The 18525-nt window shown below is 43.9% G+C and carries 29 protein-coding genes; 8 read left to right on the top strand and 21 right to left on the bottom strand.

Annotated elements, in window-relative coordinates; translation table 11 throughout:
• The first annotated feature begins 159 nt into the window (after positions 1–159).
• Positions 160–519: a YxeA family protein gene (locus TRNA_RS31665; protein ID WP_009328208.1), complete on the top strand. Its 360-nt coding sequence runs from the start codon at positions 160–162 to the stop codon at positions 517–519.
• Between the two features lie 62 nt (positions 520–581).
• A complete protein-coding gene (locus TRNA_RS31660) occupies positions 582–764 on the top strand; it encodes a hypothetical protein (protein ID WP_003182270.1) in 183 nt (60 codons plus the stop codon).
• Here TRNA_RS31660 and TRNA_RS31655 read toward each other — a convergent pair.
• The 7 genes from TRNA_RS31655 to acnA all read right to left on the bottom strand — a co-directional run bounded on the left by TRNA_RS31655 (position 751) and on the right by acnA (position 5551).
• A complete protein-coding gene (locus TRNA_RS31655; RefSeq protein ID WP_003182267.1) occupies positions 751–1053 on the bottom strand; it encodes a hypothetical protein in 303 nt (100 codons plus the stop codon). The two genes, TRNA_RS31660 and TRNA_RS31655, sit on opposite strands and share 14 nt — an antisense overlap.
• Positions 1053–1469 (bottom strand): YbgC/FadM family acyl-CoA thioesterase, encoded by a 417-nt coding sequence (locus TRNA_RS31650; RefSeq protein ID WP_003182265.1) that lies wholly within the window; start codon positions 1467–1469, stop codon positions 1053–1055. Before TRNA_RS31650 ends, TRNA_RS31655 begins: the two co-directional genes overlap by 1 nt.
• A gap of 106 nt (positions 1470–1575) precedes the next feature.
• Positions 1576–1812, bottom strand: coding sequence for a small acid-soluble spore protein Tlp (gene tlp / locus TRNA_RS31645; RefSeq protein WP_003182262.1), 237 nt, complete (start codon positions 1810–1812; stop codon positions 1576–1578).
• Between the two features lie 25 nt (positions 1813–1837).
• Positions 1838–1981 (bottom strand): acid-soluble spore protein N, encoded by a 144-nt coding sequence (locus TRNA_RS31640; RefSeq protein WP_003182261.1) that lies wholly within the window; start codon positions 1979–1981, stop codon positions 1838–1840.
• Positions 1982–2049: 68 nt separating this feature from the next.
• Positions 2050–2175, bottom strand: a complete 126-nt coding sequence (locus TRNA_RS43275) for an FbpB family small basic protein (RefSeq protein ID WP_003182259.1) — start codon at positions 2173–2175, stop codon at positions 2050–2052.
• A gap of 71 nt (positions 2176–2246) precedes the next feature.
• On the bottom strand, positions 2247–2753 hold the full coding sequence (locus tag TRNA_RS31635) for a peroxiredoxin family protein (protein ID WP_003182256.1): 507 nt from the start codon (positions 2751–2753) through the stop codon (positions 2247–2249).
• 71 nt (positions 2754–2824) lie between these two features.
• On the bottom strand, positions 2825–5551 hold the full coding sequence (gene acnA, locus TRNA_RS31630; RefSeq protein ID WP_003182254.1) for an aconitate hydratase AcnA: 2727 nt from the start codon (positions 5549–5551) through the stop codon (positions 2825–2827).
• 234 nt (positions 5552–5785) lie between these two features.
• Here acnA and sspO point away from each other — a divergent pair, with 234 nt between their 5' ends.
• From sspO to TRNA_RS31610, 4 genes are all read left to right on the top strand, one after another.
• Entirely contained in the window at positions 5786–5932 is a 147-nt protein-coding gene (gene sspO, locus TRNA_RS31625) for a small acid-soluble spore protein O (RefSeq protein ID WP_003182252.1), read from the top strand.
• Between the two features lie 41 nt (positions 5933–5973).
• Positions 5974–6120: a small acid-soluble spore protein P gene (locus TRNA_RS31620; protein ID WP_003182250.1), complete on the top strand. Its 147-nt coding sequence runs from the start codon at positions 5974–5976 to the stop codon at positions 6118–6120.
• A gap of 135 nt (positions 6121–6255) precedes the next feature.
• Positions 6256–6663 (top strand): Hsp20/alpha crystallin family protein, encoded by a 408-nt coding sequence (locus tag TRNA_RS31615; RefSeq protein ID WP_003182248.1) that lies wholly within the window; start codon positions 6256–6258, stop codon positions 6661–6663.
• 204 nt (positions 6664–6867) lie between these two features.
• A complete protein-coding gene (locus TRNA_RS31610) occupies positions 6868–7296 on the top strand; it encodes a DUF2621 domain-containing protein (RefSeq protein WP_003182245.1) in 429 nt (142 codons plus the stop codon).
• A 35-nt stretch (positions 7297–7331) separates the two neighbouring features.
• On the opposite strand, the gene TRNA_RS31605 is transcribed toward TRNA_RS31610, so the two are convergent.
• The 3 genes from TRNA_RS31605 to TRNA_RS31595 all read right to left on the bottom strand — a co-directional run bounded on the left by TRNA_RS31605 (position 7332) and on the right by TRNA_RS31595 (position 9060).
• Positions 7332–7826 (bottom strand): CcdC family protein, encoded by a 495-nt coding sequence (locus TRNA_RS31605; protein WP_085959522.1) that lies wholly within the window; start codon positions 7824–7826, stop codon positions 7332–7334.
• 73 nt (positions 7827–7899) lie between these two features.
• Complete coding sequence (locus TRNA_RS31600) at positions 7900–8271, bottom strand: response regulator (protein ID WP_009328223.1); 372 nt, start codon at positions 8269–8271, stop codon at positions 7900–7902.
• An 81-nt stretch (positions 8272–8352) separates the two neighbouring features.
• Positions 8353–9060 carry a cytochrome c biogenesis protein CcdA gene (locus TRNA_RS31595; RefSeq protein ID WP_011198008.1) on the bottom strand — a complete coding sequence of 236 codons (708 nt, stop codon included), beginning with the start codon at positions 9058–9060 and terminating at the stop codon, positions 8353–8355.
• A gap of 242 nt (positions 9061–9302) precedes the next feature.
• Here TRNA_RS31595 and TRNA_RS31590 point away from each other — a divergent pair, with 242 nt between their 5' ends.
• Positions 9303–9464: an aspartyl-phosphate phosphatase Spo0E family protein gene (locus tag TRNA_RS31590; RefSeq protein ID WP_202604361.1), complete on the top strand. Its 162-nt coding sequence runs from the start codon at positions 9303–9305 to the stop codon at positions 9462–9464.
• Positions 9465–9544: 80 nt separating this feature from the next.
• Here TRNA_RS31590 and TRNA_RS31585 read toward each other — a convergent pair whose 3' ends face one another.
• The 6 genes from TRNA_RS31585 to yneA form a co-directional block, all read right to left on the bottom strand.
• A complete protein-coding gene (locus TRNA_RS31585; RefSeq protein ID WP_003182236.1) occupies positions 9545–9763 on the bottom strand; it encodes a YneF family protein in 219 nt (72 codons plus the stop codon).
• A gap of 84 nt (positions 9764–9847) precedes the next feature.
• Positions 9848–10285 (bottom strand): sporulation inhibitor of replication protein SirA, encoded by a 438-nt coding sequence (gene sirA, locus TRNA_RS31580; protein ID WP_003182234.1) that lies wholly within the window; start codon positions 10283–10285, stop codon positions 9848–9850.
• A gap of 154 nt (positions 10286–10439) precedes the next feature.
• Positions 10440–12443 carry a transketolase gene (tkt, locus tag TRNA_RS31575; protein ID WP_009328229.1) on the bottom strand — a complete coding sequence of 668 codons (2004 nt, stop codon included), beginning with the start codon at positions 12441–12443 and terminating at the stop codon, positions 10440–10442.
• 166 nt (positions 12444–12609) lie between these two features.
• Entirely contained in the window at positions 12610–12843 is a 234-nt protein-coding gene (locus TRNA_RS31570) for a DUF896 domain-containing protein (RefSeq protein WP_003182231.1), read from the bottom strand.
• Between the two features lie 65 nt (positions 12844–12908).
• Positions 12909–13556 (bottom strand): YneB family resolvase-like protein, encoded by a 648-nt coding sequence (locus tag TRNA_RS31565; protein WP_003182227.1) that lies wholly within the window; start codon positions 13554–13556, stop codon positions 12909–12911.
• An 18-nt stretch (positions 13557–13574) separates the two neighbouring features.
• The gene (yneA, locus tag TRNA_RS31560; RefSeq protein WP_003182225.1) at positions 13575–13886 is read right to left on the bottom strand and encodes a cell division suppressor protein YneA; all 312 of its coding nucleotides are present in this window, start codon (positions 13884–13886) and stop codon (positions 13575–13577) included.
• A gap of 152 nt (positions 13887–14038) precedes the next feature.
• On the opposite strand from yneA, the gene lexA reads away from it, so the two are divergent.
• Positions 14039–14662 carry a transcriptional repressor LexA gene (gene lexA, locus TRNA_RS31555; RefSeq protein ID WP_003182222.1) on the top strand — a complete coding sequence of 208 codons (624 nt, stop codon included), beginning with the start codon at positions 14039–14041 and terminating at the stop codon, positions 14660–14662.
• Positions 14663–14857: 195 nt separating this feature from the next.
• Here the strand turns inward: lexA and TRNA_RS31550 are convergent, their stop codons facing one another.
• The 5 genes from TRNA_RS31550 to TRNA_RS43880 form a co-directional block, all read right to left on the bottom strand.
• Complete coding sequence (locus TRNA_RS31550) at positions 14858–15286, bottom strand: NucA/NucB deoxyribonuclease domain-containing protein (RefSeq protein ID WP_003182220.1); 429 nt, start codon at positions 15284–15286, stop codon at positions 14858–14860.
• Between the two features lie 358 nt (positions 15287–15644).
• A complete protein-coding gene (locus TRNA_RS31545; protein ID WP_003182218.1) occupies positions 15645–16484 on the bottom strand; it encodes a thymidylate synthase in 840 nt (279 codons plus the stop codon).
• Positions 16485–16543: 59 nt separating this feature from the next.
• Entirely contained in the window at positions 16544–17305 is a 762-nt protein-coding gene (locus TRNA_RS31540) for a hypothetical protein (protein ID WP_003182215.1), read from the bottom strand.
• 90 nt (positions 17306–17395) lie between these two features.
• A complete protein-coding gene (locus tag TRNA_RS31535) occupies positions 17396–18229 on the bottom strand; it encodes a prohibitin family protein (RefSeq protein WP_003182213.1) in 834 nt (277 codons plus the stop codon).
• Complete coding sequence (locus TRNA_RS43880; RefSeq protein WP_003182211.1) at positions 18222–18362, bottom strand: hypothetical protein; 141 nt, start codon at positions 18360–18362, stop codon at positions 18222–18224. Before TRNA_RS43880 ends, TRNA_RS31535 begins: the two co-directional genes overlap by 8 nt.
• Between the last annotated feature and the right edge of the window lie 163 nt (positions 18363–18525).

Below are 18525 nucleotides of genomic sequence, written 5' to 3'. Positions count from 1 at the left end.
CTAATGCTTCCTGAGCAATGGGCAACTTCCCTGCTCCAAGCAGCTGTTTTTTTGATGCGCTTGGACTTTTATTGCTTACAAATGTGAAAGGAATATGTAAGATAAATCAATGGTTTCGTTGGGAGGTTTTATATATGATGGGTTCCGAGGTGATAAATGATGAAATGGTTTTTAGGAATTTTAACGGCAGGACTGATAATTTTGGTCGGGGGCTACTTTTTATATTCCGGATATTATTCAACGGAAGATTATTACGTCAAAATTACAACAGATCCAAAAGTCGTGAAAGAAAAAGCAAGTGATGGATACACATATATAAATTATAACTATGATGTTACGGGTTATGATAAAGATGGGAAATCCAAAAACCTAAAGCTCTCTTCTCAAGAAAAAATGCAGAAAGGTCAGTACTATATTATTCATTGGGAAGATAGAAGGGAAATCATATCCAGCAAAGAAAAAGCGAGCGAGAAGCAAATAGATAAGGACATCCTGCATAAATTAGACAATCAAAATTAATCAGCCGCTCACTCTTTCCCCCTAAAACTTCTTGTTTTAGGGACTTTTTTACGAAAAATAAAATGGCTTATCAAGGCATGAAAAACACTGAAGTAAAGGTGAACTTTGTGATTGAAACAGATGATGACAATATAACTGAAACTAAAGATACGTTTTTGCTCATCAAAATGAAACAAGCAAGAACAATGCTTGCTTGTTTCAAGGATGTCCGAGTTTCTTTAAAACACCGTATTATTCAAGCCTGAAACGCTTGATATGGCTTGAGAGCTTTTCTTGTTTTAAAATCATGATCTGCTTCTCTCCCAATAAATCAAAGTGGGGAAATTCGCTTCTTTTATCAATCCACTCTTTTTTCAGTCCGTACTGTTTGCCCCACTCTGCAAGCTTCTCAATGTTCGCGCATCCTGCTTTTGTCACCGTTTTGACATCCGGATACCTGTCATCGAGCCAGTAATGCGTAAGAAACGCAACTTCGCCGTTTAAAACGGCGCGCTTCCATTCGTTCAGCTCGTTTCTTTTAATACCGAACGCCATTACTTTTTGGCCTCTTCGTATGCTTCATGCCACTTTGGATAAAGCTTGCGGAACTGAACCGGTTTGAAGCTGTCCCCGTCAACGCAAATATGGGACGATGTTCCCTTCACAGCGGTTTCTCCGGCGGAATTAAAAATTTCATACCCATATACCGTTTTAAAGCCGTTGTAATCTTCAATCCACGTATGTACCGTCGCTGTTTCACCGTAGCGAAGAGGTTTGACGTAGCGGACATTGATATCCACGACAGGCGACAGGATGCCGTCTTTCTCCATTTCGGCATAAGAAAAGCCGAGTTCTTTAATTAAAGCCGTCCGGCCTACCTCCATCCAAATCAAATAATTGGCGTGATAGACGACACCCATTTGGTCTGTTTCGGCATAGCGGACTTCTATTTCTTTTTTTGAGACGTACAAATTCCCTCTACTCCCTTTTCACAAATGTATTTAATCCAATTCTAGCATATACAATGGGCAAAAACACGACGGACGGCTTCATGCAAAAAAACCAGGTCGCCCTGGTTTATTGATGATATCCGTTTTTGCGGGCTTCCGCCTCGTCATGGATTTCATTGCGCATCGCCTCAATGCTTTCATTTCGGCGTTCATTTTTTTCGCGGATCTGTTCCTGTTCCGCCTCGCTGGCAAAAGACAGCTGCTCTTCAGACTCCTCAATGTTTTCGATTGTGTTCTGCACCATGTCTTGAAGCTTTTCTACGTTGTCTGATCTGTCATCCGGATGATGTTTTTGATGTGTCATTCGGGTCTCTGCCTCCTTTTCATCTTTACTCGCCTTTTGTCTGCATAATGATCGGTGTTTCTCCTGATTTATCATGCATCTTTTTTCCTTTGTTGCGCTTATATTCTACCGGTTTTGTCCCAAGATGGCTCGGGGCAAATTTAGACTGTTTGTCGTGTTCTCTCGGCATGTCTATCCCTCCTTTTCAGCATTAGGATTCTCAAAAAGGAGCGTAAACATGAATCGATTTTTAAAAACTCACTTCAGCTTAAATTTCTCTTCAAGCTTATCTTCCAGCCGATCAAGAAACTCCTGGTTGGTCATGAGCTCCTTTTTATTTTCCGAGACAAGTTCTTCAAATGTTCGCCTTTTCGCTTTTTTCATGTTGAATCACCTCCAGCTTGTTTTCATTTTCACCATTTTTTGGGCAATATAAGCAAAAAAGCCGGGATTTTTTATAATCCCAGCTTTTCTTCCATATTCTTTTTCGACATCGTCCCCAGCACGATATCTTTAATGATTCCGTTTTCATCAATGATAAATGTCGTCGGATATGAAAAAATCTCGTATTTCGCATTGATGCCCGTTCGGTCTAAGACGATGGGGAAATGTAAACCGTGCCTTTCGGCAAACGCTTTGACCGTCTTTTCGTTTTTCTCGGAAGATGTAAAGTTGACGGCTAAAACGGCAATGTCCTGATTTTCATTTTGAAGCTCTTCCATTGCAGGCATTTCGGTTTCACACGGTCTACACCAGGTGGCCCAAAAATTTAACAGCACTTTTTTCCCTTTAAAGTCTGACAAAGATACATCGTTTCCATTCTTTAATGACGGCAGCGTAAAATCAGGCGCCTTGTCTCCTTTCTCAATGCCGATTTCGGCTTCCTTTTGCCCTGTAAAATTCCAAACCGCAAGACCGGCCAAGACTAAAAGAAACGCGGCAGCCAGCACTTTTTTCATCATCGGCATCCTCCACATTCAGGATTACGCTGAAAAAAGAAGAGAAAGCTAAAGGCTCTCTCTTCCTCATTCAATTACTGTTTCATTTTATTGCGGAGCACCATTTGCAGGATTCCGCCGTGACGGTAATAATCGATTTCCACTTCGCTGTCAAAGCGGACAACAGCTTCAAACGACTTGACCGTGCCGTCTTCGGCAATCGCTTTGACTTGGACGAGATCGCGCGGGCGCACCGACTCACTCACGTCTACTTCAATTGTTTCTTTCCCGGTCAAACCGAGCGTTTCAGCGTTTTCTCCCTCTTTAAATTGCAGCGGAAGAACGCCCATCAGCACAAGGTTGCTTCTGTGAATTCTTTCAAAGCTTTCTGCAATGACGGTTTTGATGCCGAGCAGATTTGTTCCTTTTGCCGCCCAGTCGCGGGAAGAACCCATTCCGTAGTCTTTTCCGGCAATGACGACCAGACCTGTGCCGTCTTCTTTATACTTCATGCAGGCATCATAAATGGACATCACTTCTCCGGTCGGCCAATACGTTGTATAACCGCCTTCAGTGCCCGGAGCGATCTGGTTTTTGATTCTGATGTTGGCGAATGTTCCCCTCATCATGACTTCATGGTTTCCGCGTCTTGAACCATATGAGTTGAAGTCTCTAGGAGAAACGCCTTTTTCCTGCAAATATTTTCCGGCCGGCGTGTCTTTGCCGATCGCTCCCGCAGGAGAGATATGGTCTGTCGTGACAGAGTCTCCGAATTTGCCGACAATGCGCAAGCCTTTAAGCGGTTCAACTGTACCTGGCTCAACTGACATGTTTTCAAAGAATGGCGGGTTCTGAATGTAAGTGGACTCTTCATCCCATTTATACAGGGCTTCATCCGTTGTTTCAATCGCATTCCAGCGTTCATTGTCATCAAACACGCGCTCGTATTCTTTTCTGAACAGCTCAGGAGTAACGGTTTGCTTCACGACGGAATTGATTTCGTCCATCGTCGGCCAAATATCGTTGAAGTACACATTTTGACCGTCTTTGCCGACGCCGATCGGTTCGTTTTTCAGGTCGATATCTACCGTACCTGCCAATGCATAGGCCACGACTAGAGGCGGAGACGCCAAGTAGTTTCCTTTGACAAGCGGATGAATCCGGCCTTCAAAGTTACGGTTACCGGAAAGGACAGACGTAATCAGCAGGTCGTTTTCGGCAACCGCTTTTTCGATTTCAGGCGCAAGCGGTCCGGAGTTCCCGATACATGTCGTACAGCCGTAGCCGACGATGTTAAATCCAAGCTCGCGCATATACGGCAGCAGGCCTGAATTAACCAAGTAGCCTGTTACGACTTTTGAACCCGGAGCGAGAGATGTTTTCACATAGTTCGGTACTTTCAATCCCAGTTCAACCGCTTTTTTGGCGACGAGGCCCGCACCGATTAAGACATAAGGGTTTGATGTATTTGTACAGCTGGTAATCGCCGCAATTGCGATCGCACCCGTTTTCATGACGGCTTCTTCGCCGTTTTCAAGCTTAAATTTGATTTCTTTGTCAGCCTCGCTCGCGTTTAAACCGAATCCCTGGTTGCCCGCAGGGCTTGCCAAATGCTTGTGGAACGTTTCTTTCATGTCAGTCAGCGGAATGAGATCCTGAGGACGCTTCGGACCTGAAAGGTTCGCTTCAACTTTTGACAAGTCGATTTCAACGATATCGGTAAATACAGGATCTTCCTGATCAGGCGTGTAGAACAGTCCGTTTTGACGGCAATATTCTTTCACCACATTGATATGTTCTTCATCACGGCCTGTTAAACGCATGTATTCCAATGCTTCCTCATCAACAGGGAAGAAACCGCAAGTCGCGCCGTATTCAGGAGCCATATTTGCGATTGTCGCACGGTCTGCAAGCGGTAGTTCCGCAACACCCGGACCGAAGAATTCGACGAACTTTCCGACTACGCCTTTTTCACGCAGCACCTGTGTCACTTTAAGCGCAAGGTCCGTCGCTGTCGTACCGTTCGGCAGCTTTCCGACAAGCTTCGCACCGATTACTTCAGGTACAGGGAAATATGAAGGCTGGCCGAGCATGCCTGCTTCAGCTTCAATTCCGCCGACGCCCCAGCCGAGAACGCCGATTCCGTTGATCATCGTTGTATGGGAGTCAGTACCGACAAGCGTGTCAGGATAAGTGACAATCTCGCCGTCTTCTTCCACTGCATGGACAACGTTTGCCAAATACTCAAGGTTCACCTGGTGAACAATACCTGTAGCAGGGGGAACAGCTTGATAGTTATTAAACGCTTTCTTAGCCCAGCTTAAAAATTTGTAACGCTCTGCATTTCGTTGGAATTCAAGGTCCATATTAACGGTCAATGCATCTTCCGTACCCGCTTTGTCAACTTGTACGGAGTGGTCGATGACAAGGTCTACCGGTATTTCAGGATTGATTTTATCCGGATCTCCGCCGACTGAAGCCATCGCTTTTCTTAATGAAGCAAGGTCTACAACGGCTGGAACGCCGGTAAAGTCCTGCAAAATAACGCGGGATGGTTTGAAAGGAACGTCAATATCTTTTAATTCGGCAGTGCCCCATTTTGCCAAGTTTTCAACGTGTTCCTCAGTAATGACTCTCCCGTCTACTTGACGAAGAACGGATTCGAGCAAAACTTTAATGGAATAAGGAAGTTTTGATACGTTTCCGATTCCTTGATCCTCTAATGCTTTTAAAGAATAATAGCTGTACGTTTTGCCTTGTACTGTAAACGTTTTTCTTGATTGAAAAGCGTCTTTTTTTGCGATTTGTTGCTGATTCGCCATTTCTCCAAAATCCCCCTTTAAAGATCAAGATCATACGCCAGAAAAATCGGCATATTTCACCACAATTTTCTCACAATTTAATCTTAAAACAATTTTAAACATAAGTAAATATCAATGTTTTTATTAAATTCAATAAGAATGACTTATATACGGAAAAAAGTTTATTTTACTGGAAATACATTTTTTTATACAATACACCCGCTAAGGCTATACTACAGTCTGAGGTGATTGAAATTGGCCAAACGAAAAGCAAATCATGTAATAAATGGAATGAACAATGCGAAACGCCAAGGAAACGGCGCGGGATATATTGAAAATGATCAGCACATACTCACTGAGGCGGAACGCCAAAACAACAAAAAACGGAAAACCAATCAATAAATACGAAAGATCCTTCATGAATATCTTAGGAGGTTAAAACATTGACAAATAAAAACGACGGCAAAGATATGCGCAAAAACGCACCGAAAGGAGCTCAGCCGGGGCAGCCAGAGCCTTTGAGCGGAAGCAAAAAAGTAAAAAACCGGAACCATACAAGACAAAAACACAATTCCAGTCACGATATGTAACATTTTTTCCGCGCCTTTCACGGCGCGGTTTTTTTCCTTACCGCGCGTCACCCTGAGGCGTTGTCCACCCTCCTTCACATGAATTCAAAGGTGTGCATAATCTAATGGTAAGGCTAGGTATGGAGGAATGCTCCAATGACAAATACAAAACGTTTCGATTCCGCAGATTTTGATAAAGAATGGATGAAACAGTTTGTTGACGACCCTTTTCTCCTCTATGATGAAACTTTACCGATTGACCTTTATGAAACGAGCACTGAATATATAATTGAAGCAGATTTAAGCCACTTGAATGTCCGGCATCTTGACTTGACGTTTTCAGGCTACGATTTCAAGCTTGCAGTTAAAACCGATGAGCAGCTTTACGAGAAATCGCTGATGCTTCCTTTCTTTTTGAATGACAAACAGATCGAAGCGGAATGCGAAAACAACATTCTTGCAGTTAAAATCAATAAAGAATCAAGCAAAGATGACATTTCGCTTTCAATCAATATTCCTTTTATATCAAACCTGCACAACAAGCAGAACCCGGACAGCGCTTAAAACACTTGCCATCCGGGTTTTTTTCCGTTCGTTCGTCAAATATCCTCTAGCAATTCTCTATGGCCGATTAGGGAATCGCTATACAATAGATTATGTTCTAGCATCTCTTTTGACCAGGCCGGTGTCCCATTTTATATTATTTTTTCTATGTTCTTCTAAAACGCCTTCATGTAAAATAGGTTATAGACAAAGGAGTGATGAGAGATGCTGGAAGGATGGTTTTTATGGCTGATGCTCGCTTGGATCGTCATCATGATCGTCCTCTTGTCAATCGGCGGTTTTTTCATGTTTCGCAAATTTTTAAAAAGGCTGCCTAAAGAAGATGGGAAATCTGAGCTGGACTGGCAGGATTATTATATTGAACAGACAAGGCATTTGTGGAATGACGAAGAAAAAGAACTGCTTGAGGAATTGGTTTCACCCGTACCCGAGCTGTTTCGCGATGTAGCAAAAGCAAAAATCGCCGGTAAGATCGGGGAGCTTGCATTGAAAGAAAAAGCAGGCGCCATCGACCGGGATTTAATCATCAGAGGCTATATTATGGCCACACCGAAAAGAGACCATAAGTTCCTCGTGAAACGTTTAAAAGAAAAGAACATTGATCACTCTACATATCAAGAGCTTTTTAAATAAACAAAACCTTTCCTTCTTTCAGGAAAGGTTTTGTTTTAATTGACCTGTATGTGATTTGACGCTTCAATCTGGCTTGAAAGCTTTCTAAACGATAAATACATGGCAATCCGCCAAGGAACGATCATCCCGAAAGCCAGAATCCAAAACATTCCGCTCAGTGCGCCGTAATCGATCGTTGTGCTTAATATGCTCTTCATCACGATCCGGATGACGAGCAGCGCAATTAAAATAAACACAAACGATTTGGACCGTTTAATATAGATTTTATCATCGCGGATTTCAAATTTTGAGGTTTTAATTAAGAAAATAGAAAAGATCATGCCCACGGTGAGAGCTTCCAAAAATTCAGCACCGGTTACGTGGAACACCGGAAATAAAAACATGAGAGCACCGGTGCTCATAAAAATCGGAGGCAGTATAATTTTTTTGGCCGTAGCCGGTTTTTCAGATGACTTGATTCTGACAGCCATGACAATGACGGCCATCACGATAGCAAGTATAGATGAAACGACGATCATCATACATATCATCCCTTTTTCTAAAGCTAATTTCTCTACTTGTTACTATACTCTAAAACGAAGAAAAAAACCATGTTCACGTTTATCAGCTGCAAGCATTTCCGAGCACATGCCGAATCGCTTCGACGACTTTCGTTTCCTCGAAAGGCTTGACGATGAAGTCCTTGGCTCCGGCTTCGATCGCCTCAACGACGATCCGCTTTTGCCGCATGGCCGTACACATGATCACTTTCACTTTCGGGTTCAGCTGGATCATATCCTTTAAAGCTTCTATCCCGTTTTTCACAGGCATCGTAATATCCATGATAACCAAGTCCGGCTGCAGCTCTTGATAAAGCAAAACAGCTTCTTCCCCGTTCTCGGCTTCACCCGCGACTTGCAAGTCTTCTGTTTCAAGTATTTCTCTAATTTTATCTCTCATAAATTTTGCATCATCAACAATTAAAACCCTTGTCATACTCCCCTCCAACATCATTATTCAGTTTTGCTGTGAATAAGTCCTATTGTAACAAAAAACCAAGGCGGTCCTTAGCAAAGTTTAAAAGCCTCTGAAATCGCCGAACAGGCTTGACAATACGATAATGATTTTCGTCATCCAGTCAAAGAACAGCAGGATGCCGACTACAATCATTGCAACTCCGCCGATCTTCATGATGATGAGCTGATGCTTCCGAAGCCATTTCATCTTTGTAATGAAAAAAGACAGAAGCAGAAACGGCAAGCTGAATCCGAGTGCATAAAGCGCCATATAAGGCACGGCCGACATCGGGTTCGTTCCGGCGAGTGCAATAACCGCTGCAAGAATCGGGCCGGTGCAGGGCGTCCAGCCGGCGGCAAATGCCATTCCGATTCCGATGGAACCGAGCAGACCTCCAGGCCTGTTTTTAAATTGGAGGCGCCTTTCTTTCATTAAAAATTCAGGCTTAAAAACCCCCAAAGTGACAAATCCGAAAAAGATGATAAAAACCGCACCAAGCTGCCTGATGAGCTGATGATAATCCTTAAAAAACGACCCGACAAGCGACGTGCTGTAGCCGAGTGCCACAAAGATCATCGAAAAGCCGATCAGGAAAAAGACCGTATGTACCAAGCTCCTTTTTTGAAACATAAGTTTGTCAGAATGGATTTCACTCATGCTGACACCGGTAATATATGATAAAAAAGCGGGATAAAGCGGCAGGCAGCATGGCGAAATAAACGATAGAAACCCTGCACCGAAAGCGAGAATATAATTGATATCAGCCATCTCTTTCTCCCTTCTATTTTTTGGAATACCATGAAAGAAAATCATTTGATATGACAATTACATTTCAATTTCCTAACATATCACAAAAAAGGATGTTGATTTCACGAATTTCTTTATATAATCAATTTTGACAATTTACCCTTATCACCTTCAGAATTGAAAAGAAACCTATATATGGATATAATAGCATTTAGTAGGCAACAAAAAGATGATTTTTACAGAAGAAAGGATAAATTCCTGTGATGAAAGAAAATCTGCTTCATGAAATTGAGGAAAAAAGAAAAGAGCTGCTAAAAATCGTCATGACAAACGGCATGACTTCACATATCACCATTCAGCACAGCCAGCAGCTGGATATCCTTCTCTTGGAATACCAAAAACTATCTCTCGGAAATACACAATAATCATAGATCAAAATAAAAAACCCGGAAGCGGGTTTTTTATTTTATAACCATGTTCCTTCTATGTCATAATCGCATTCGCATTATTTCGTTTGATTTTCCATGGCTTTCATCATTTGATTAATTTTCTTCTGGGATGGTTTCATACCCATCTGCATCATCATCATGCGCAGCATTTGTTCATTAATTGGCGGATTTTTTTTCAAATAGTTCATCATATATTTACGAGCAATAAAAAATCCGAGTGCAACACCTGCGAGCAATGCTAAAACGCCCACTAGGATGACAACCCACAAATCCATTTAATTTCCTCCTTCATGTTGTCTCGTATAAAGTGTACTAAACCAAACGCTATTATACAACATTTACAGTCCAAATTCTTTTTTTTATACAAAATTTCTTTCTTTCACAGGGTTCAGCCAGCCATAACGTTTCATATTAAAATCCATCGCAAGAAAACACGGACTGACTTTTCGCAATACCTCAAAGAAAACCGTTTCGGCATCGAATGGACCCTTTGCCAAAATCTCAATATGACGGTCTTTGATAATAAAAGAAGCGCTTCCTTTTGGAACAATCAATCTGTATACATAGTCAACCTGTGTATAGTCTTCCCGGCAGAGGTTCATTTTCATTCTTTTGTGTATATGAGCAGCGGGAATCGGTTTTGTAATAAACTCGATCTGTTTCGCGGCTAATTGAGACTTTTGATCGGGGCTCGTCCAATGATAATCGTAAAACAGTTTGAACATGACGGACTCTCTTCCAAAATAATGGCTGGCAAATTCCTCTTCTATCAAATACGTATAATAATGGCGTTCCATCCCTGTCTCATCCCCCTGTTTCGAAAGATATATGTTTTCTATTATACAAAAGGGGGTTAGAAATAATTGTCTGATGATGATAAAAGAAGCGACTAATTTTGTCGAAACGAAAAAAAGAGAATGATCCGCAGATCATTCTCTTTCATATGCCCGATTAGCGATTTAACAGTTTTTTCACCCGGTCAACTACATTCGCAGGCGTAAAACCGTATTCTTTCATGATCGTTTCGCCAGGAGCTGATGCACCGAACTGGTCGATTCCGAGAATGTCCCCGTCAGTGCCTGTATATCTCTCCCATCCGAGCGGCGATCCCATTTCAATTGCGAGACGCTTTGTCACATCAGTTGGAAGAACAGCGTTTTTATATTCAGCCGGCTGCTTGTCAAATCGATCCCATGACGGAACGCTGACAACGGATACGTCAATGCCTTCTTTTTGCAGCTCGCTTTGTGCATCAAGCGCAAGGCCAACTTCAGATCCGCTCGCAAGCAAGATCGCTTCCGGTTTTTCGTTTTGGCTTTTTGAAACGACATATGCACCCTTTTTAACGCCTTCATAAGCCGTTTCAGCAGACTGATCGATTGTCGGCAAGTTTTGGCGTGTCAACACAAGCGCAGTCGGCTGGTCTTTTGATTGAAGCGCGAGCTTCCAGGCAGCTGCTGTTTCATTTCCGTCGGCAGGTCTGATGACGGACAAGTTCGGCAGCGCACGAAGTGATGCCAGCTGTTCAATCGGCTCATGAGTCGGTCCGTCTTCACCGACGGCAATGCTGTCATGTGTAAATACATAGGTGACAGGAAGCCCCATCAATGCAGCAAGACGAATCGCTGGTCTCAAGTAATCGGAGAAAACGAAGAACGTTCCGCCGAATACGCGGAGGCCTCCGTGAAGAGCCATTCCGTTCAAAGCTGCTCCCATCGCAAATTCCCTTACACCGAACCAGATATTTCTGCCGGCGTAATCCTTCGCTGAAACATCTCCGCCGTTTTTGATTGTCGTTTTGTTGGAACCGGCCAAGTCCGCGGATCCGCCAAAGAAAAACGGCACTTGTTGAGCGATTCCGTTTAACACTTCACCTGAGGATGCACGTGAAGCAAGGCTGCTTCCTTTTTCATATACAGGTACTTTCTGATCCCATCCTTCAGGAAGCTCGCCTTTGATCGCCAGTTCAAGCTCTTCGGCAAGTTCCGGGTGGGCTTTCTTGTATGCGGAGAACAGTTCGTTCCATTCCGCCTCTTTTTTCTTGCCCGCTTCCTTCACTGTTTCGTTAAAGTGCTCGTACACTTCGGAAGGAACATAAAAATCTTCTTCGTATGTCCACTCATACGCTTCCTTCGTTAATTTCGCCTCTTCTGATCCGAGCGGAGCGCCGTGGACGCCGGATGTGCCCGCACGGTTTGGAGAACCGAAACCGATCGTTGTTTTCACTTCAATTAATGTCGGCTGCTTTTCATTTTGTTTCGCTTTCTCGATGGCCGCCGTAATTTCGGCAATGTTGTTGCCGTCTTCAACATAAAGCACTTCCCAATTCATCGCTTCAAAGCGCTGCTTTACATTTTCAGAGAATGAGCGGTTTAGTTCGCCGTCAAGCGAAATGTCATTTGAATCATAAAGCACGATGAGACGGCCGAGGTTCAAATGTCCCGCAAGCGAAGCCGCTTCGGATGAAATTCCCTCCATCAAGTCTCCGTCACCGCAAATGCTGTATGTATAATGGTCAACGACGCGATAGTCGTCACGGTTGTAAGTTTCAGCAAGGTGACGTTCAGCAAGCGCCATTCCGACAGCCATTCCGATTCCTTGGCCAAGCGGACCTGTAGTCGCATCTACACCCGGAGTATGTCCGAATTCCGGATGCCCAGGAGTTTTGCTTCCCCATTGGCGGAAATTTTTGAGGTCTTCAATTGAAACGTCATATCCGCTTAAGTGAAGCATGCTGTACAAAAGCATTGATCCGTGTCCGGCGGAAAGCACAAAACGGTCCCTGTTAAACCAATTCGGATTTTCAGGGCTGACATTCATCATTTTTGTCCAAAGCGCATAAGCCATCGGAGCAGTCCCCATCGGCATGCCGGGGTGACCGGATTTAGCTTTTTCAATCGCGTCTATGGAGAGTGTTCGTATTGTTGCGACAGATTTTAATTCAATCGTTTTCATTATGATCCCCTTCCTGTATGGACTCTACTTTCTTATCATAAATCTACCCATCGGTTTTCACAACCATTTCAGCTCAAAAGCTGGGCGAAAAATGACGAATCTTTGCCTTCATTCTAAATTGTAGTATATACAAAAAGGGAATACGATATCGGCGTATTCCCTAAAATTAATGCAATCGGCGGTTTCTTTTTTCCTGTTTGAGCTTTTCAGGAGTCACATCATTACCTTCAGGGTCAACAATCGTCACAGTTTTCAACGTGTTTTTCATAGACGCGCGGACGCCTTGAAGGTATTCCTGGCGAAGCTTCTGCTGTTCTGCTTTTTCTTCGTCTGTTAAAGATCCGCTCTTTGCTTTTTTGGCAAGCTCGTTAATTCTGGCTATTTTTTCTTTAGAAATCATAAGATACTCCTTTGATTCGGTATATATCCATCATACTACTAAATCCGCTTTCGTTTGACAACAGATTAGTCTGCAAGGCCGTCCTTATACTCCTGGTAGCGGCGGTGAACGGTTGCTTTTGATATGCTGTATCCGAAGCCTCTCAACACGGCTGCAATCTCCGCAAACGTCAGCTTGTTCTCCCTGAGCCTGACGATTTCTGAAAGAGGCGCTTCGATTCGCTCTCTCCCGCCGCCTTCATTGCGGTGTTTTAGGTTCCTCTCCGGGCGGTAGCCGTTTTCGACCGCCTTCTTCATTCCCCGCTTAATTTTCAGGTTATGTATTTTCCGCTGGTATTCCTCGACAATGCCGACAATCTCCAAAACCATCGAGTCCGCTTCGGAAAGCTCGAGCTTTCCGCGGTGAGCCAGCGTGTAGATTTGAACGCCTTCTTTATATAAACAGTGAAGAAGGGCAATTTTGGCATTCCCTCTTCCAAGCCGCGTATCATCCTGTATTAAAACCGCGTCGATGTCTGATGTTTTGATTTCCTCGAGCAGATCGAAGACGCCGTCGCGGTCCATTTCATATCCGCTCGCCTGCTCGGAAATGACGCTCACGACGTTCATCCCGTGTTCGGCGGCAAGCGACTTAAGCTCTTCCTCCTGCCGCTTTAATGAGGTTTCCTGCTGCTCCTTCGCAGTGCTTACCCTGGTGTAAATAATCGCATTCATGGAAATCCCCTCAATCTCTTATTCTACAACTGCAAGCTGATATTGATCGGAGTGCTGTTTGGCTACCGGCAGGATCAAGACATCTCCCGGTTTAATGACAGAGGTCGGCAGATTGTTTTTATCGGCGACCCATTCGATGAATTTGTGTTTGTCAGCGGTTTTTCCGCCTTTGATCCGGTCGGCCAGCTCCCACAATGTATCGCCTTCTTGCACTTCTATTTTAACATATTGCTTTCTTTCTTCGATCTTACCGGCAAAAGACACAAACAGAATACAGCAGCTGATCACAGCAGTAAACAGACTGACAAAAATCAATGATTCTTTTTTCATATCCATCACCCCAGAATGTTTGTTCGGTTTTTGTGACTTCAGTATACATACGAACAAATGTTTCTGTCAATCGTTTTTTTCGAACCTATGTTTGTACTCAGAGGAAAAACATGCTATAATCTAGCTAAAATCGACGTTTTGAGGTGCAAAAAATGACGAAGCTATCAAAAAGACAACTTGATATTTTGCGTTTCATTAAAGAAGAAGTGAAGCGCAAAGGCTATCCGCCTTCCGTCAGGGAGATCGGAGAAGCGGTCGGCCTGGCGTCAAGTTCAACGGTACACGGCCACTTGGCAAGGCTTGAAACGAAGGGATTGATCAGAAGGGATCCGACGAAGCCGAGAGCGATCGAAATTCTCGATACAGAGGAGGAAATTCATATTCCGAAAAACCAGGTTGTCAATGTCCCGGTCATCGGAAAGGTGACCGCCGGTACACCGATTACCGCAGTCGAAAACATCGAGGAATACTTTCCGCTTCCCGAACGCCTGGCGCCGCCGGATGAGCACGTCTTCATGCTGGAGATCATGGGAGAAAGCATGATCGATGCCGGAATTCTTGATCAAGATTATGTGATTGTCAAGCAGCAGAACACCGCAAACAACGGGGATATCGTCGTTGCGATGACCGAAGACGACGAAGCGACTGTTAAGCGGTTTTTCAAGGAGGAAACCCATATCCGCCTTCAGCCGGAAAACCCGACGATGGAGCCGATCATCCTTCAGAATGTGACGATTCTCGGAAAAGTCATCGGCGTTTTTCGCACTGTTCATTAAAACACGGACTCATCAGCAAAACCGCCGGTCGGCGGTTTTTTTGCACGAAAAAACAGGCTCACATCCATTCGGCAATGAAGGATGCGAACCTGAAACAGAGGGAATGATAATATGCTTACATTACCATTATCCCCCACAACGATTTTCCTGTCAACAAAAATGTTTCCCAAAGGAAAGATATTTGTTTTTCGCCTTTTATTGAACGATAAACAAAATTCTCGTCCCGTCGGCGAAACCGCTCAGCCTGTTCCCGACCCAGGAGCCGGCTCCGCGGTTATCCGATGAGCTGACATATCTGACAGACGCTCCTTTGCCCCCTTCTTCACACATGGCCATCGGCCATTCGTCACGGTCAAAGCCCGGCTTAGTCGGAATCCCCTTCAGTGATTCCTGGCGGCGCTTATCCGCTCCCGATCTTTCAATCGTGCAGACATCTGAATGCCCTGCTTTGATTGCGTCGCTGATATGAGCGCCGGTTTCGGGATAGCGTGATGCCGGAAAATACAATATGTCGTCATACCTTGCAGCACCTTCGGCATGCTGAGGAGAATATGCGGCGCCTCCCGAAAGCCCAAGCAGTACCAATGCGGAAAACAGCAGATGAACCGCCCATTTTTTGATCATGACAAAAACAACCTCCTCTTGTATATGCTGGTGTTACTAACAGATTAAGAGAGAATTGTTTTTGCTTTTCGGGTTCTTTGTGAAAAAGACGTTTAGATTGTGTAAATGAACGTTTATTCTTCTATGACGTTATTTTTTAAGATGCTGCACGTCATCGCTTTTGCATCAGAACATGAACCGTTGATATCGTTGGTAAAAACATAACTTCAGCCGCGTGTTTTAATGAATTCCCGCAAACAGCTCCATATCGACAGCCCTTGTGCCTGTCTTGCCGTATTATATGTCTGTATCTTCTTGAATCATCCTCCAAGGCCGTTTTTCATCACTGTACAAAAAAACAGGCGGGAAATCCGCCTGTTCATACGGCAACTTCAAATGTCAGCTTGTCGCCGTGCTTATAGTCGATTAATTTAAAATCATCGATTGTAAAGTCATAAAAATTTTTGATATCCGGGTTGATCCATAGCTTTGGCGCTTCATACTGCTCGCGTTTCATCTGAATGTTTAAATTGTCGATGTGACGGGTATAGATGTGGCAGTCACCGATGTTGAAGATGTATTCGCCCAGCTCATAACCGAGGACTTGCGCGATCATGCGCTGCAAGACATTATATTGAAACACATTGAACGGGTTGCCAAGCGCCATGTCGTTGCTTCTCGCTCTTACTTCTAAAGAGAGCTTTCCTTCTTTCACATACCATTGCGTCTCATAGACGCAGGGTGTCAAAGCCATGCCATCCAAATCATCGGGATTCCACAGCATGGTCAAATGCCTGCGTGAAGAAGGGTTATGCTTTAACTGATGAAGCAAATAATCCACTTGATCGACTTTCTGGCCGTTAACCGTTCTGTTTTTCTTCCCTAATTGATAGCCGTACGCTGCTCCGATTGTGCCGTCTTCAAGACGCCATTGATCCCAAATATGAACCCCCATATCATTCAGAACTTGAACATCATTGGATTTCAGCTGCCAAATCCAAAGCAGCTCTTTAATGGCCGTTTTCCACGCCACCTTCTTCGTCGTCAAAATCGGCACTTCTGAATTGTCAAACCGCATTTTTTCGCTCATGATGCTCAGCGTATGAGCCGGCGTTCCGTCTGAATCCCACTTCGTCCGAACCTGATATTCTTCATCGGAGATCCCTGATTCAATAATTTTTTGTATGATTGCATTGTATTGCTGGTCATAATGGCTCATCTTATCCTCTCCTCTTTCCACATGATATGTATAAAATGAGTTTTTTTCAAGGTTTAAGATCACGCGCGGGTTTGATAAATCTCCAATGCTTTCTTGAGAACATTTTTATCGTATCCTGAGATATCGTGGATTTTTTCAGTCCATCCTTCGATTGTGTCCGGCTTCGCTTCTCTGTATAATCCTTTGCTCGTACTAAGATATATGTCCCAGCCGCTGAATTCCCAATGGGCGATTTCATGCTGAAACGGAATTCTGCATTCCAGTAAAGGCGCAGGCTTCAATGCCGCCTGCGAGTATTCAGCCGCCTTTAAAAAAACGGACATGTCAACAGGGTCTGTATTGTAGACTTGAGTCGACACCTTTCCGTTCGGCCGATGGTAAAGGACCTCAACTCCGCCGGCTGTCGGCATGACTTGAACTTGTGCGGCAGGGAAAAAACCGCCCAGCTTTTCATTGGTATAATCTTCAGATTCGCAATCGATCAGAATCGGATGCAGCCATTGGTCTCCCAGATCACACAAAAAGCGCCGGCCTCTTTCATCAAGGGCGATGACTGCGGCATGCGCGCGTTCCGTTTTGAACGAACGGCCGATTGGAAAAGCTTCCACTCCGTCTTTTGTGAACTCATCCAGCAGCCAAATCGAAAGGTCAAAACAATTGCCGGCAATCCCGTACTCTTGATAGTGCTCCTTCATCATCGATACTTCCCGCTGTCTCCCATCTCCTGCCTGATGATAAAACCATGCTTTTGTCAGCGTTTCCATCGGAAAAGAGTCAAATTTTCTCCACGTACGGAGAATGGCTTCCGGAGCAAACAACATCTTACCCCCTGTCTCAGAAACGATTGTTAACACCATTATATACGTGCGCCCGAGACGAAAAAAATCCCTTGGCAAGGGATTTTTTTCGTTTTATTTTCCTTTCTCATCGGTCGGAATCTGGATCAGGGAATTCGATCCGGTCGCTTTAGGCATTTTTCCGTCCCATTTTTGGATCCATTGATACTTGATCATTTCATCCGACATCGACTTTTTAATAATTTCGTTGTACTCGGCAATACCTTGGGCTTCGATCTTTTTCTTTTTCGCTTCCGCTTCGGCGATCTTCAGCTCCGTCTGTGTTCTTTCCAGTTCCTGCGAAGACTTCACGCGCGCGTCAATCGCTTCCTGAGTCGCTTTATCAGGCTTCGGCACGCCGAGTGTTAAATCGTCAATGACAAAGCCGAGCCCCTTCATATCATCTGCAAATGTTTTTTGAATTTCTGCAGCGGCATCAGATGATTTTTGTCCGTATGTATCAATGACGGAATATTTGGAAATCGACTTTCTCGCAGCGTCCCACAGCCTTGTTTTCAAGTAGCTGTTTTCGATTGATTCAATATCGACCGCTCCGAATTTATTAAACAATTCTACGACTTTATCAGGCTGAACGACATAGTTGTAGGCAATGTCCATTGAGATGTTTTTGCCGTCGGAAGTAGCCACTTGAATATCCTGATTGTTTACAGTCTGCATCCGTACCGGATATCTTGTGACTTTGTCAAACAGCCCGACTAAATGCCAGCCTTGATCCAGCGTTTCCGATTTTACCCCGCCATTCGGGGAATAAACGACGCCGACATATCCGTTCGGGATTTTCTCGATGAACAGGGAGGCCGTGAATCCTCCAATAATTAAAGCGGCAGCGACAATGATTCCGCCGAGCAGCGTTTTGTTTTTATTTTTCTTTGGTTGTTTTTCATTCATCTTTGTCGTCCTCCAGCGTTTTCTTTATTTTGGTCGCCCCGCTTCCGACTTTTTTAAAAAGCGGGCTCAACATAAGCCATACGCCAAACCCTATAATGAGCAGCAATATGATCGAACCAATCATGACTTTCACTTTTGTTTCACCCCTTTTGCATTTGTTGATTGATCGTATGACTAAATAAAATCATTTCACTTATGTTTACGTTCATATGAACTTAAAGTTTCATTTTTTTAAAATTTAATAGAAAAAAATTTTATCATTGTGAAATCATCAACTTAAAAGACGGATTCCTCCT

Source organism: Bacillus licheniformis DSM 13 = ATCC 14580 (assembly GCF_000011645.1).
GTDB classification, from domain to species: Bacteria; Bacillota; Bacilli; order Bacillales; family Bacillaceae; genus Bacillus; species Bacillus licheniformis.
Note: the sequence above shows the minus strand (reverse complement) of the source record. Positions and strands in the feature narration are given on the sequence as shown.

Excerpts from the sequence above, each read along its gene's own strand:
- TRNA_RS31615 (WP_003182248.1), top strand. The coding sequence starts at position 6,256 with ATGACAAATACAAAACGTTTCGATTCCGCAGATTTTGATAAAGAATGG.
- TRNA_RS31665 (WP_009328208.1), top strand. The coding sequence starts at position 160 with ATGAAATGGTTTTTAGGAATTTTAACGGCAGGACTGATAATTTTGGTC.
- TRNA_RS31660 (WP_003182270.1), top strand. The coding sequence starts at position 582 with ATGGCTTATCAAGGCATGAAAAACACTGAAGTAAAGGTGAACTTTGTG.
- sirA (WP_003182234.1), bottom strand. The coding sequence starts at position 10,285 with ATGGAACGCCATTATTATACGTATTTGATAGAAGAGGAATTTGCCAGC.
- TRNA_RS31605 (WP_085959522.1), bottom strand. The coding sequence starts at position 7,826 with ATGATATGTATGATGATCGTCGTTTCATCTATACTTGCTATCGTGATG.
- TRNA_RS31635 (WP_003182256.1), bottom strand. The coding sequence starts at position 2,753 with ATGATGAAAAAAGTGCTGGCTGCCGCGTTTCTTTTAGTCTTGGCCGGT.
- TRNA_RS31640 (WP_003182261.1), bottom strand. The coding sequence starts at position 1,981 with ATGCCGAGAGAACACGACAAACAGTCTAAATTTGCCCCGAGCCATCTT.
- TRNA_RS31585 (WP_003182236.1), bottom strand. The coding sequence starts at position 9,763 with ATGGATTTGTGGGTTGTCATCCTAGTGGGCGTTTTAGCATTGCTCGCA.
- TRNA_RS31545 (WP_003182218.1), bottom strand. The coding sequence starts at position 16,484 with ATGAGCCATTATGACCAGCAATACAATGCAATCATACAAAAAATTATT.
- yneA (WP_003182225.1), bottom strand. The coding sequence starts at position 13,886 with ATGAAAAAAGAATCATTGATTTTTGTCAGTCTGTTTACTGCTGTGATC.
- tlp (WP_003182262.1), bottom strand. The coding sequence starts at position 1,812 with ATGACACATCAAAAACATCATCCGGATGACAGATCAGACAACGTAGAA.
- TRNA_RS31570 (WP_003182231.1), bottom strand. The coding sequence starts at position 12,843 with ATGATTTCTAAAGAAAAAATAGCCAGAATTAACGAGCTTGCCAAAAAA.
- TRNA_RS43275 (WP_003182259.1), bottom strand. The coding sequence starts at position 2,175 with ATGAAAAAAGCGAAAAGGCGAACATTTGAAGAACTTGTCTCGGAAAAT.
- TRNA_RS31540 (WP_003182215.1), bottom strand. The coding sequence starts at position 17,305 with ATGTTGTTTGCTCCGGAAGCCATTCTCCGTACGTGGAGAAAATTTGAC.
- TRNA_RS31655 (WP_003182267.1), bottom strand. The coding sequence starts at position 1,053 with ATGGCGTTCGGTATTAAAAGAAACGAGCTGAACGAATGGAAGCGCGCC.
- TRNA_RS31600 (WP_009328223.1), bottom strand. The coding sequence starts at position 8,271 with ATGACAAGGGTTTTAATTGTTGATGATGCAAAATTTATGAGAGATAAA.
- TRNA_RS31535 (WP_003182213.1), bottom strand. The coding sequence starts at position 18,229 with ATGAATGAAAAACAACCAAAGAAAAATAAAAACAAAACGCTGCTCGGC.
- tkt (WP_009328229.1), bottom strand. The coding sequence starts at position 12,443 with ATGAAAACGATTGAATTAAAATCTGTCGCAACAATACGAACACTCTCC.
- TRNA_RS31595 (WP_011198008.1), bottom strand. The coding sequence starts at position 9,060 with ATGGCTGATATCAATTATATTCTCGCTTTCGGTGCAGGGTTTCTATCG.
- lexA (WP_003182222.1), top strand. The coding sequence starts at position 14,039 with ATGACGAAGCTATCAAAAAGACAACTTGATATTTTGCGTTTCATTAAA.
- acnA (WP_003182254.1), bottom strand. The coding sequence starts at position 5,551 with ATGGCGAATCAGCAACAAATCGCAAAAAAAGACGCTTTTCAATCAAGA.
- TRNA_RS31550 (WP_003182220.1), bottom strand. The coding sequence starts at position 15,286 with ATGATCAAAAAATGGGCGGTTCATCTGCTGTTTTCCGCATTGGTACTG.
- TRNA_RS31610 (WP_003182245.1), top strand. The coding sequence starts at position 6,868 with ATGCTGGAAGGATGGTTTTTATGGCTGATGCTCGCTTGGATCGTCATC.
- TRNA_RS31590 (WP_202604361.1), top strand. The coding sequence starts at position 9,303 with ATGAAAGAAAATCTGCTTCATGAAATTGAGGAAAAAAGAAAAGAGCTG.
- TRNA_RS31565 (WP_003182227.1), bottom strand. The coding sequence starts at position 13,556 with ATGAATGCGATTATTTACACCAGGGTAAGCACTGCGAAGGAGCAGCAG.